General features: G+C 72.2%; 15 protein-coding genes. 8 read left to right on the forward strand and 7 right to left on the reverse strand.

Going from position 1 to position 11,772, the window contains the following annotated elements; genetic code table 11:
* The first annotated feature begins 201 nt into the window (after window positions 1-201).
* From LG379_RS04305 to LG379_RS04315, 3 genes are read left to right on the forward strand one after another with little or no spacing between them, the layout of a single operon-like run.
* Window positions 202-1,128, forward strand: a complete 927-nt coding sequence (locus tag LG379_RS04305; RefSeq protein ID WP_225753359.1) for a tyrosine-type recombinase/integrase — start codon at window positions 202-204, stop codon at window positions 1,126-1,128.
* Between the two features lie 11 nt (window positions 1,129-1,139).
* A complete protein-coding gene (locus LG379_RS04310; protein ID WP_225753360.1) occupies window positions 1,140-1,424 on the forward strand; it encodes a toxin HicA in 285 nt (94 codons plus the stop codon).
* The gene (locus LG379_RS04315; protein ID WP_225753361.1) at window positions 1,421-1,768 is read left to right on the forward strand and encodes a type II toxin-antitoxin system HicB family antitoxin; all 348 of its coding nucleotides are present in this window, start codon (window positions 1,421-1,423) and stop codon (window positions 1,766-1,768) included. The genes LG379_RS04310 and LG379_RS04315 overlap by 4 nt, the downstream gene beginning before the upstream one ends.
* Before the next feature lie 104 nt (window positions 1,769-1,872).
* Here LG379_RS04315 and LG379_RS04320 read toward each other — a convergent pair whose 3' ends face one another.
* On the reverse strand, window positions 1,873-2,130 hold the full coding sequence (locus LG379_RS04320) for a hypothetical protein (protein ID WP_225753362.1): 258 nt from the start codon (window positions 2,128-2,130) through the stop codon (window positions 1,873-1,875).
* 121 nt (window positions 2,131-2,251) lie between these two features.
* Here LG379_RS04320 and LG379_RS04325 point away from each other — a divergent pair, with 121 nt between their 5' ends.
* Window positions 2,252-2,641: a hypothetical protein gene (locus tag LG379_RS04325; protein ID WP_225753363.1), complete on the forward strand. Its 390-nt coding sequence runs from the start codon at window positions 2,252-2,254 to the stop codon at window positions 2,639-2,641.
* Between the two features lie 58 nt (window positions 2,642-2,699).
* On the opposite strand, the gene LG379_RS04330 is transcribed toward LG379_RS04325, so the two are convergent.
* Entirely contained in the window at window positions 2,700-2,888 is a 189-nt protein-coding gene (locus LG379_RS04330) for a hypothetical protein (RefSeq protein WP_225753364.1), read from the reverse strand.
* Between the two features lie 500 nt (window positions 2,889-3,388).
* On the opposite strand from LG379_RS04330, the gene LG379_RS04335 reads away from it, so the two are divergent.
* A complete protein-coding gene (locus LG379_RS04335; protein WP_225753365.1) occupies window positions 3,389-4,183 on the forward strand; it encodes a class I SAM-dependent methyltransferase in 795 nt (264 codons plus the stop codon).
* A 53-nt stretch (window positions 4,184-4,236) separates the two neighbouring features.
* On the opposite strand, the gene LG379_RS04340 is transcribed toward LG379_RS04335, so the two are convergent.
* On the reverse strand, window positions 4,237-5,448 hold the full coding sequence (locus tag LG379_RS04340; RefSeq protein WP_225753366.1) for an NAD(P)/FAD-dependent oxidoreductase: 1,212 nt from the start codon (window positions 5,446-5,448) through the stop codon (window positions 4,237-4,239).
* A complete protein-coding gene (locus LG379_RS04345; RefSeq protein WP_255632886.1) occupies window positions 5,445-5,636 on the reverse strand; it encodes a ferredoxin in 192 nt (63 codons plus the stop codon). Before LG379_RS04345 ends, LG379_RS04340 begins: the two co-directional genes overlap by 4 nt.
* 253 nt (window positions 5,637-5,889) lie before the next feature.
* Here LG379_RS04345 and LG379_RS04350 point away from each other — a divergent pair, with 253 nt between their 5' ends.
* The gene (locus LG379_RS04350; protein WP_225753368.1) at window positions 5,890-6,870 is read left to right on the forward strand and encodes a DUF2332 domain-containing protein; all 981 of its coding nucleotides are present in this window, start codon (window positions 5,890-5,892) and stop codon (window positions 6,868-6,870) included.
* A gap of 97 nt (window positions 6,871-6,967) precedes the next feature.
* Here LG379_RS04350 and LG379_RS04355 read toward each other — a convergent pair whose 3' ends face one another.
* Window positions 6,968-8,110: a LarC family nickel insertion protein gene (locus LG379_RS04355; RefSeq protein ID WP_225753369.1), complete on the reverse strand. Its 1,143-nt coding sequence runs from the start codon at window positions 8,108-8,110 to the stop codon at window positions 6,968-6,970.
* Between the two features lie 76 nt (window positions 8,111-8,186).
* A complete protein-coding gene (locus LG379_RS04360) occupies window positions 8,187-8,603 on the reverse strand; it encodes a CBS domain-containing protein (RefSeq protein WP_225753370.1) in 417 nt (138 codons plus the stop codon).
* A gap of 249 nt (window positions 8,604-8,852) precedes the next feature.
* Here LG379_RS04360 and LG379_RS04365 point away from each other — a divergent pair, with 249 nt between their 5' ends.
* Window positions 8,853-9,245, forward strand: a complete 393-nt coding sequence (locus LG379_RS04365) for a hypothetical protein (RefSeq protein WP_225753371.1) — start codon at window positions 8,853-8,855, stop codon at window positions 9,243-9,245.
* A gap of 54 nt (window positions 9,246-9,299) precedes the next feature.
* Here LG379_RS04365 and LG379_RS04370 read toward each other — a convergent pair whose 3' ends face one another.
* Entirely contained in the window at window positions 9,300-10,106 is an 807-nt protein-coding gene (locus tag LG379_RS04370) for an IclR family transcriptional regulator (protein ID WP_225753372.1), read from the reverse strand.
* A gap of 84 nt (window positions 10,107-10,190) precedes the next feature.
* On the opposite strand from LG379_RS04370, the gene hutH reads away from it, so the two are divergent.
* The gene (gene hutH, locus LG379_RS04375) at window positions 10,191-11,771 is read left to right on the forward strand and encodes a histidine ammonia-lyase (protein WP_225753373.1); all 1,581 of its coding nucleotides are present in this window, start codon (window positions 10,191-10,193) and stop codon (window positions 11,769-11,771) included.
* The last annotated feature ends 1 nt before the right edge of the window (window position 11,772 follow it).

Raw genomic sequence — 11,772 nt, forward strand, 5'->3', positions numbered from 1 at the left:
GGATCTGCCGCACCGAGGGCGGCTACGCTCGCCCGGATCTGCCGCACCGAGGGCGGCTACGCTCGCCCGGATCTGCCGCACCGAGGGCGGCTACGCTCGCCCGGATCTGCCGCACCGAGGGCGGCTACGCTCGCCCGGGATCTGCCGCCGCGCGGTCGCTCTTGCCCGTGGTGCCTTCGGCGGAACGGGCGATGCTCGGTCATGACACCTACACCGGAGTTCCTGCCCGTTTCCATCCTCGACGACCAGTGGCGCGCCGATCCACTGCGCCTCGCTGTCGCCGGCTACCTCGCGCGCTACCGCGGCGAGACGCGCCGCCACGCCGAGTCCGACCTGCGCGCCTACCTGACCTGGTGCCAGGAACGCGGCTTGGACCCGCTCGCAGCGCGGCGCCCGCACGTCGAGCTGTACGTGCGCTGGATGCAAGAGACCCGCCGCTACGCGGCCTCGACGGTCTCGCGGCGCATGTCGGTCATCACCGGCTTCTACCGGATCTGCGTCATCGACGAGATCCTCGAGCACTCACCCGCCGACTACGTCCGCCGGCCCAACGTCCCACCCGAGTCACCCACCCTGGGCCTGAGCCACCTCCAGCTCGAAGCCCTGCTGACCGCCTCGCGAACCTCGAACAACAGGTTCGACTTCGCCCTCGTATGCCTCCTCGGCCTGCTCGGACTCCGGATCTTCGAAGCTTGCGCACTCGACATCACCGACCTCGGCGAGGAGCACGGTCACCGCGTCCTACGCGTGGTCGGCAAGGGAAACAAAGTCGTCCTCGTCCCGTTGCCACCGGCCGTCGCCCGCTCGGTCGACCGTGCCATCAGCGACCGCACCAACGGGCCACTGCTCCTGAACACCAAAGGCCGCCGCCTCGACCGGCACGCGGCCACCCGCCGACTTCGCAACCTCGCCGAAGACGCCGGCGTCCGGCTACCGCGGATGCACCCGCACATGCTGCGCCACACCTACGTCACCACCATGCTCGACGCCGGCGTGGACCTCCGAGACGTCCAGATCGCCGCCCGCCACGCCGACCCCCGCACCACCATGCGCTACGACCGAGCCCGCACCACCCTCGACCGGCACCCCAACTACATCCTCGCTGCCTACATGGCCTCTGGAACCTAGACAGTGCGACCATGGCGCAGCGGTACCATCAGCGGTACCATGGCGCGGGTGCCTTCGGTAGCCAAATTGTCGCGGCGATGCGCGAAAGCCCACGCAACATCCGCTACGACGATCTGGCGAAGGTGTGCGAGCACTACTTCGGGCCGCCCCGAACCGGCAGCGGATCGCACGCAGTGTTCAAGACACCCTGGCCCGGCGACCCACGGGTCAACATCCAGAACAACCACGGACAGGCCAAGCCGTACCAGGTCAGACAAGTTCTCGCCGCGATCGACAAGAAGGAGGCAGAGGCATGAGCGATACGAGCAACGTCGACATCACCCGATACACCTACCGGGTGACCTGGTCCGCCGAGGACGAGGAGTACGTCGCCACCTGCCTGGAGCTGCCCTCCCTCTCCTGGCTCGCCGACACCCAGGAAGATGCCCTGCGCGGGCTACGCGAGCTCATCGCCGACGTCGTCCAGGACCTGCGAGACAACCACGAGCCGGTACCAGAGCCCCTGTCGTCCCGGGCCTACTCCGGCAAGTTCAACCTCCGGACCGGAGAGCAGCTCCACCGCAAGCTCGCCATGGAGGCCGCCCAAGAGCACTTGAGCCTCAACCAGTACGTCGTGCGTCGACTGACGAACGCATCCTGACGGCACCGAATCGACGCCCGGATCCGCCCCCATCCGGCACGGTGGGTGCACGCTCGCCCGGATCTGCCGCTGCGCGGTTGCATGCGGCCGTAGATAGATCTGGGCTACCAACTGCCGGGCTCGACTGCCTCAGCACTGTGAATGATGCGGGTCCCGGGCGGTACGCCTGCTTCTTCGAGCCGCCAGATGAGCTCTCCAGTACGACGCTGCAGCTCCACCCACTCCGCTTCCGGATGGGACGCTCCACCGTCCTCCTCCCGGTGATGCGCGAAGGCTGTCAGGTACGCCTTCAAGCCGGCGGTTAGCAGCATCAACTCGGCTCGGGTGACCGTGATGGTGGCCGCTTCGTCCAAGGACTCCATCGCCTGATCGTAGGGGCCGGCATCGGCCGGGGACGCGCGGTCATGCCGCCTGCCCGCGCGTCTGCCGATGAGCGAGCGTGCCGAACAGCAGAGCACGAGCTCATCGACCCATCATTGCTCCATGGTGGAGCAGCGCGACGGAGTCCTTGTCTTCGACCGGGACGGAGGGGTGGTGGCCTTTCCCCGAGTCGAAGTCGCTGCGGGTTGGATGGAGTCCATCGACGTGCTTGATGGCGAGTACGAGCTGGCGTACACACCCGATGGCCGCGTGGTGGACATCACAGGAGCGCTCGATGGCCCCGTCTCACTCGTGATCACGCCCGAGAGGGACGAGCTGGGGCTACGTGAGCGACTGGAGAGGAGTCGCGCGCGGGCGGGGTTCGTCGCCAACGTGGACGACCCTGCCTCGGTCGCGAACGAGTTGATGCGGCGGGAGTGGGAGCTCAGGTGGCCACGGCGTCCGAAGTGGCTTCACCGACGGTTCCATGGGGATCACCCACCGCAGATCTAACGGAGCTTCCGCCAGTGTGTGCTGTCGCCCGGATCTGCCGCACCTTCGGCGGGCCCGCTCACAGGTGGCTGGCTGGCGCGGGTGGCCACGCCAACGTCAAGAGTGCGGCGACGAAGAGCAGCGCACCTGGCGCCGCGAAGTAAGAGCCCGTGCCCAATCCGGTGAGCAAGAACCACGCCACCACGATCACGGCAGCAATAAACGTCGCCAGCCGCGCCGGCTTCCCCTGGGCGGTCAGGGCCAGCATGGGTGTGACTGCAAGCACTGGGACGCCTGCCAGCGCCCAGGTGAAAGCACCTGCGTCACGCCAAGAGATGACCGCAACCACCGCGGCGACCACGAGAGTTGCCGCACCCGCGAACACGCGAGATGCAGCGGCAATCCGAGACCCAGCCGTCATGTCAGCAAGGCTGCCACTTGTCCGCGTCACCGCCCTAGGGTGCGCGACGACCCGTCCGGTTCATGCCGCTGTCCGCTCGGTCGTGCCGATGAGCGGCCCGTAGGACCTGCCACACCACGCCCGCTCAACTCAGACCCGACGTTGCTACGACCCCTTGGGAGAGCACAGCTCCACCCCGACCTGCACCGCACCACAGAGGACATCCCGAGGACCCGGGTCGTCATCGATGCCAACAGCCGCCGTAGCTCGCATCGCGGACGAGATGCTGCGGCGGGTCGAAGGACTTGGGCGGCGCCCCCTGACGACAGGCGCTCCGCCTGCGGCGGAAAGGGTAGAAGGAGACCACAGTGGCGGCGACACTCGGCCGCATGGGCATGAGTGCGCGGTTCAGCGGCGAGATCGTGCAGTACTACGCGAGGTTCCGGCGCGGGTACCCGCCTGCAGTGACAGATCGGATCGTCGAGGCTTTCGGCCTGACCGCGGACGACGTCGTCCTAGATCTGGGCTGCGGGACTGGGCAGCTCACCACTGCTCTGGCGGGGCATGTCGGGACCGTGATCGGCATGGACCCGGAGCCCGACATGCTTTCCGCTGCCGCCGCGCGGACGTCCAGCAACCAGCAGCCGATCCTCTGGGTTCTCGGTTCGGACCGTGACGTGCCTGTCTTGGGAAGGGCGCTGCGACCGTTGGGCGCACTCACGGTGGCCGTGGCGATCCACTGGATGGACCGGGACGCCCTCTTCCGGACCATCACGCCCATGCTGCGGCCCGGCGGTGGCATCGCTGTGATCACCAATGGCGTGCCTCTCTGGCTGCACGACACCGACTGGTCGCGCGAACTCCGATCCTTCCTCCACGCGTGGCAGGGGCGGTCACCGTCCGCCTGCCAGACAGACGCGGCCGGCTTGCGCCTCAACCGCGACGCGCTCACGTCCGCGGGGCACCACGTCACCGAGACGACCGTGGACTACGCCGCGCCGCTGAGCGTCGAGGACGTTGTCGGGGGCGTGCTCTCGGCCATGGACCTGCCGCCAGAGGAGGAACGGCGTCGATTCGCGGCTGAACTGACCCAACGCCTGCGCGCGTACGCGCCCATGATCGAGGACGTCAGCGTCACGCTGCAGCTGGCCGTCCCTCGTTAGGGCACCACGCCGGACAGGTCCGCGGCGATGCACGGGTCGTGCCGCGAGCGACGTCAGGAGCTGCGGACGGTGGTCGACCGGGCGAGCTCGACGGCTTCCTGCCAGTCCGCGCGCTGACCGATCATGAGCCGCAGGCGCGTGACGGCTCGCCGCTGGTTGACGCCCAGGGCGCCGGTCACTCGGTCACCGGTGCGGTAGAGGGCCAGCAGGTCGCCGGTCTCGGCCGAGCCGCCGACGGGGACGACCTCGTCACTCTCCGGTACCCCGACGAACTGGATGCGGTCGGTGACCCAGTCCGACCAGAAGTACGGGACGACGTCGCAGGTCACCGGCTCACCCTCGCCGACGGCGTTGCGGCCGGCGACCACGCCCTGCTCCGCCGCCGAGGTCCAGTGCTCCAGGCGCATCGACCGGTCGAATGTCGGGTTGTGCCACCGGGCGACGTCCCCGGCCGCGTACACGCCGGGGGCGCCGGCGTTGAGCGTCGTGTCGCAGACGATTCCATCCTCGATCGTCAGGCTCGAGCCGCGCAGCCACTCTGTCACGGGAGCAGCGCCAACCCCGACGAGCACGACGTCCGCCGGCAGCACCTGGCCGTCGGCCAGCCGTACCGCCTCGACGGTGTCCCCGCCGATCACAGCCTCGACCACGACACCGCACCGCACGTCGATGCCGTGCCGGCGATGCAGACCACCGAGGGCCTCGCCCATCGCGGGACCGACCGCCCGCACGAGGGGCACGTCGGCAGCCTCGAGGACGGTGACGTGCGCGCCGAGGTGCAACGCGGAGCAGGCGAACTCGGAGCCGATGAAGCCTGCGCCGATGACGACGACGCGGCTCCCCGGGCGTACCGCCGAACGCAGGGCGACGGCGTCAGCATGGGTGCGCAGCGTGTGCACCCCAGCCGGCCCGTGCATCCCTGGCAGCAGTCGGGCGGTCGAGCCGGTGGCGATCACCAACCCGGCGTAGGGGAGCTCCTCCAAACCGACGGCCACGGTCCTCGTGGCCGGGTCCACCGCCGTAGCGGTCTCGCCGAGCCGGAGGTCGACGTCGAGCTCGCCGCGCAGGCTCTCCGCGGTGCGCAGGTACTTGAGGGCGGCACCCTCGGTGAGGAACGCCTTGGACAGTGGAGGACGGTCGTACGGCGCGTCTGTCTCGGTTCCCAGGAGGGTCACGGTTCCGGTGAAGCCGCTGCGTCGAGCGCCCTCGACAGCGCGCACCCCGGCCAGGCCGGCCCCGACGACCACCAGCCCGGCCGTGCTCATCCGATCAGGCGCAGGGCTTGCTCCGGGCACTGGCTGACGGCGTATCCGACGACCACCCGGTCCGCTTCGTCGATCGTCTGGGGGATGACGTGCGCCTTGCCGTCGTCGTCGACCTCGAAGATGTGCGGAGCGAGGGCCTCGCACACCCCGTGCCCGGCGCAGGCGGCCGTGTCGATGCGCACCTCCATGGGTACCTCCTTCATGGCGAGCCAGTGCGGCACGCTGGTCGATCCGACGTCCCGGCAGGCGTGACGACGGGCGCCGCACGCATGGGCGGCCCTGCACGATAACCGACAGGTCGCTCCGGGAGAGGCGGCGCCCAGAAGCTCTGCCGTCGGCTACGGGCGCGGCCCTGAGCAGCGCCCGAGACGCTCGCAGCCCACGGCGTTGCGAGGTGAGCCGTTCAGAGCACCCCAGGGCACTCGAGTACATGATGTGCCGATGGAGCCGACGATCCACCTCGGTACCGCCGGCATCACCGAGAGCTATCGTGCCTTCGGCGACAGGGAGGCCCGCGGCGTCTCACCCGTCTATGAGACCTGGGCGATCGGGGTCAGCGAGGACACCGCGGTAGCTGACCTGCTGGCGACTCTTCCGCGTGGAAAGCGTCAGCCGAATCTCGTCTTCGCCGCTGCTCGGTGGCACGGCGCGGGGGGCACCTACGACGAGTTCCGCACAACGCTCCTCGAGCAGTGGCCGGACGTGCGGTCGACGATCCTCGCCCGCGCGACCCAGACCAATGAAGCCAGCCGCTGCGCCGTGCTTCTACCGTTCCTCGTTGAACTGCCGCAGCCGCTCGCTCTGCTGGAGGTCGGTGCCGCCGCCGGGCTCTGCTTGCTCCCGGACCGGTACTCCTACCGGTACAACGGTCGGATTGAGCTGGATCCCGAGGACGGCCCCTCTGACGTCGTCCTTCCATGCGCCATCAGCTCAGGACTCGACACCCCCAGCCGGCTCCCCGACGTCGTATGGCGCGCCGGGATCGATCTCGCCCCCGTTCCTGTCTCCGAGGACGATGCCTGCGCGTGGCTCGAGACGCTGGTCTGGCCTGAACACGACGACCGGCGCGCCCGCCTGCGTGCCGCACTCGACGTCGCGCGCCGTGAGCCGCCCCGTGTCGAAGCGGGTGATCTGCTCGACGCCCTGCCGAGCCTGGCAGCGGAAGCGCCCGACGACGCGACACTCGTCGTCTTCCACAGCGCCGTTCTGGCGTATCTGGACGCCGGAGCACGATCCGATTTCATAGACATCGTCACGGCACTGCCCGGGCACTGGATCAGCAACGAGGGCGCGCTCGTCCTTCCAGAAACGGCAAGGCTCGCGTCGGACAAGGTCGAGCGCGGCTTCGTCGTCGTGGTCGACGGAGAGCCTCGCGCCTACGCCGATCCGCACGGACGCTCGCTCGCCGCACTCGACGACTGAGGCCGCGCACCAAACTCCCGCGCCTCTGGGCACGCTTGCCACACGATCGCAGTCACCCCCGATCGGGACACAGCCAGTTAGCCCGCGCCCGCGCCCCTCAGGGGACGGGGGCGCCGACGCGCAGGCCGGCGCGGTGCGCGGCGGCGTGGGCCTCCGCGAGCACCTCGCGCACCGGCATGCCGGCCTGGTGCGCCGCGCGACGCACGTCCTCGTACTCCGGCATCGCCTGGACGACCGTGCCGTCACGCAGCCCGAGCTTGACCCGCACGGGACCGGCCGGCGTGGTCACCTCGACCCACGTCCGGTCCAGCACGTGCTTCGTCACGGGGGTCTCGCGCCACCCCAGCGTCGTCGTGTGCCGCCACAGCACGTCGCCGACCGTGGCGACGAGGTGCGACGGGCACAACACGTGGACCGTGTGCGCTGGTCGCCCCTTCTTCATGAGCACGGGGGTGAGCCAGGCGTCGGAGGCGCCCGCCGCCAGCAGTGCCGCGACGACATCCGGCCACAGGCGGGGGTCGAGGTCGTCGACGTTCGCCTCGAGGACGACGGCGCCCGGGGTGCCGGGGCGCTCCGGGTCCGCCTCGTCCCCGAGGAGGACCTGGAGGGTGCGGTCGTGCTCGCCGGCGCCGACGCCGGAACCCCGCACGCGCATGGCCGGGAGCGGACCGGGACGGTCGGCCGCGGTGGTGACGAGTGCCACGCCGGCAGACGTCGTGCCGGCACCGCCGGGCACGACGTCCCAGCCCTCGAGGAGCCGCAGCGTCGTCGGGCCCGACGCGGACCCGACCGGGCCCACGGCGACGGGGGAGAGCACGACGTGCTCCACCCCCAGGTCGACCAGAGCCGCGCAGACCGCGACGAGACACGCGACGTCCTCGGGCGCGCCCGCGCCCGGCAGGACCGCGTCGCCCGGCGGTCCACCCACGGCGGCCGCGAGGCGCTCGAGCGAGCCGAGAGCACGCGCGCGGACCCGGTGGTCGACGTCGGCGTCCTCGACCGCCCGCCGGAGGTCCGACCACGACAGGGCGGGCTGGTCCACGGCGAGTGCCTGCAGGTCCACGGTGGTCGCCGACACGTCGCCGCGGCGGGCCGGGCGTCCGACCACGCGCACGGTCCCGGGCGCGACGCCGTCGACGGCGGCCTGCATCACCGTCGTCGCCGCGCCCGCGTCGACGAGCGCACCGAGGAGCAGCTCGCCCGTCAGCCCCTCGGTGGCGTCGACCCACATGGTGCCCATGCCGCAGTCCTCCCGGTCCGAGCCCTCATCGTGCCAGGGCGACGGCGGGCCAGGCGCTGCAGCGGAGCAGGCGCGCTCAGGTGTTGGGCTCGGCGGCCGAGATGTCGGCGAGCGTGGACTGGGGGTCCCTCTCGACGGCGAGGTCGCCGATCGACACGATGCCGACGAGGTCGTCCCCGACGGTGACCGGCAGGCGCCGGACGTCGTGCTGCCGCATGACCTGCGCGGCCTCCTCGAGGGACGTGTCGGGCGTCACCGTGACGAGGCCGGTGCTGCAGGCCTGGCGCACCGGGTCGTCCGGGCTGCCGCCGACGGCGAGGACCCGCACGACGAGGTCGCGGTCCGTCACGATGCCGAGGAGCCTGCCGTCCTCCACGACGACGACGTCGCCGATGTCGCCGGCGCGCATGAGCTCGGCCGCCTCACGCACCGTGCCGGTCGCCTCGATGGTCACGGGGTCGGGGGTGATGACGTCTGCGATGGTCTGGGCCATGACGGTCCTCCGTCGGTGCCGGCGCGCTCCCGGGCGGAGCGTGCTCACCCCCACCATGGGCATGCCAGGCCCCGGCCGCATCCCGGCGCGGCCGGCCGCGCCACGCGGAGCGGGACCGGCGGTCGCACCGCCTCCGAGGATCGTCGTCGGGCGGACCTTCGGCCCTCCCGGTGGCCGCGACCCGGGGGGACCGTCGAAAGGGTGTGGCGGTGCGCCGTGGCGCCGCCCACGGCTCCGAGGAGGTGTGGCATGCGTACCGCAGCCGCGATCGCGATCTTCCTGTTCGGGTCCACGTTCCTGTGGATGACGGCGTCCTTCGCGGGCAGGACGCCACCGCCCACGGGCGCCCTGTGGACCGTCGTCAACGTCCTGAGCCTCGCGGCCGTCGTCGGGTTCACCGCCCTGGCATGGGCCGTGTGGAAGGACCTGTCGTGGTGGGAGCCGGTCGCTCTCGTCTCCGCCGTGGTGGGGCTGGCCGCCGTCGTCCCGTTCGTCGTCGCCGTCCGCGGGATCGAGCCGGGACTGGGGGACATGGGCGTGCAGATCAACCTGTGGAGCCACGCGCTGGGCGCGGTGGCCGTCCTGCTCCTCGTGCGGTCCGCCGCCGCCCACGACTGGTTCGTCGACGTGCTCCAGCGCTGAGCACCCGGCGGCCCGCCCCACGCGGACGCGGGCCGGGTCGCACCCGCGCGGCGGTCAGCGGGCCGACGGTGGGGTGGCGCGCGCCCCGAGGCGATGGCTCAGGTCCGTGGCGGCACGACCGACCGCCGCCACGAGGCCCGCGCGCGCGTCCGGCGCGACGTCGGCCGCCGCGAAGGTGACCGCGATCCCGGCGACGGGACGGCCGGTGTGGTCGACCGCGGACTGCGCGACCGACGCGAGACCCGCCGTCACCTCGCCGTCCTCGCTCGCGTACCCGCGGGCGCGCACCTCCCGCAGCACCCGCTGGAGCGCCCGGAGGTCGCGGGGTCCCGTGCCGGTGCGGTCGACGAACGCCGTCGTCGCCGGGAACAGCGCCCGGACCTGCGCGGCGGGCAGGCCGGCCAGCACGGCGCGGCCGCTGGCGGTCAGGTGGCTGGGCAGCCGCACGTCGACGTCGGACACGAGGGACGGTCGGCCGGGGGCCCGTTCCTCGACGAGGTACAGGACGTCGCGGCCGTGCAGGACGGCGAGGTGCGCGCTCTGCCCGGTCGTGTCGACGAGTCGGGCGACGATCGGCCGCGCCAGCCGCGTCAGCGGCGCCTGGCGGGTGTAGGCCGAACCCAGTCCCAGCGCCGCGACGCCCAGCCCGTAGCGCCGCTCCTCGGGCAGGTGGGTGACGAAACCCTCCTCCACCAGCACCGACAGCAGGTGGTAGACCGTCGAGCGCGGCAGGTCGAGGCTCCGCGCGATCGCCGCCGCGGGGGAGGGTCCCGCCTGCGCGGCGAGGAAGGCCAGCACCCGGACCGCCGATCGCGCGGCCGGGACGTCCCGCCCGGTCGTCACCCTCGCCGTCGCGTCCACACGCGCCGCCTCCTGTCTCGTATCCGAGACGGTAGCCCGCCGCAGGGCCTTCTGGCAGGGACGACGCGGGTGTGTGATGGCGCCATGACACAGGTGTCGTCGGCGCACGTCGTCGAGGTGGCGGGCGCGCCGCTGACGGTCGCCGACGTCGTGGCGGTCGCCCGGCACGGGGCACCTGTCCGGCTCACCGACGGCGTGCTGGACGGCCTCGCCACGAGCCGCGCCGTCGTCGAGGCGCTCGCGGACGACCCGGTGCCCCACTACGGCATCTCGACCGGCTTCGGCGCCCTGGCCCGCCGGCACATCCCACCGGTCCGCCGCGCGGACCTGCAGCGGAGCCTCGTCCGCTCCCACGCCGCAGGATCCGGTCCGGAGGTCGAGCGGGAGGTGGTGCGCGCCCTGCAGCTGCTCCGCCTGGCGACGATGGCCACCGGCCGGACCGGCGTGCGGCCCGTCACCGCCCGGACCTACGCCGCCATGCTCGACGCCGGCATCACGCCGGTCGTCCACGAGTACGGCTCGCTCGGCTGCTCGGGCGACCTCGCACCCCTCGCGCACGTCGCGCTCGCGGCCACGGGGGAGGGCCCGGTCCGCGACGCCGACGGCGTCCTGCGCCCGGCCGGTGAGGCGCTCGCCGCGGCGGGGATCGCGCCGCTCGTCCTCGCCGAGAAGGAGGGCCTGGCACTCATCAACGGCACCGACGGGATGCTCGGGATGCTCTGCCTGGCCCTGCACGACCTGCGGACCCTGCTGACGACGGCGGACGTCGCGGCGGCGATGAGCGTCGAGGCGCTCCTCGGCTCGGACGCGGCGTTCGCGGAGGACCTCGTCGCGCTGCGTCCCCACCCCGGTCAGGCAGCGGCCGCCGCGAACCTGCGCCGCCTCCTCGCCGGCTCCTCGATCATGGCCAGCCACCGCACCCTCGCCGACGACGGCACGGTCGCCTGCACCCGCGTGCAGGACGCCTACTCCCTGCGCTGCGCCCCCCAGGTGCACGGGGCCGCGCGCGACACCGTCGACCATGCGCACGCCGTCGCGGACCGCGAGCTGGCGGCGGCGATCGACAACCCGGTGGTGACGGTCGACGGCCGGGTCGAGTCGAACGGCAACTTCCACGGTGCCCCGGTGGGCTACGTCCTCGACTTCCTCGCCATCGCCGTCGCCGACGTGGCCGGGATGAGCGAACGGCGCACCGACCGGTTCCTCGACGTGGCCCGCAGCGACGGGCTGCCGCCGTTCCTCGCCCACGACCCCGGCGTCGACTCCGGCCTCATGATCGCCCAGTACACGGCCGCCGGACTCGTCGCCGAGCTCAAGCGCCTCGCGGTGCCCGCCAGCGTCGACTCGATCCCGTCGTCGGCCATGCAGGAGGACCACGTCTCGATGGGCTGGCACGCGGCGCGCAAGCTGCGCCGGGCGCTCGACGGCCTCACCCGGGTGCTCGCCGTGGAGGTGCTCACCGCCGCCCGCGCCCTGGACCTCCGCATCGCGACGGGCCTCCCGGCCGCCGCCGGGACCGACGCCGTCCGTCGACTCGTCCGCGAGCACGTCGCCGGCCCGGGGCCCGACCGCCACCTCGCCCCCGAGATCGAGGCCGTCGTCGGCCTCGTCCGCGACGGTGCCGTCACCCGGGCCGCGACGGACGCCGTCGGACCCCTGACCTGAG

The sequence above is a fragment of the Actinotalea sp. Marseille-Q4924 genome (genome assembly GCF_916618755.1).
In the GTDB taxonomy this organism is placed as follows: domain Bacteria; phylum Actinomycetota; class Actinomycetes; order Actinomycetales; family Cellulomonadaceae; genus Actinotalea.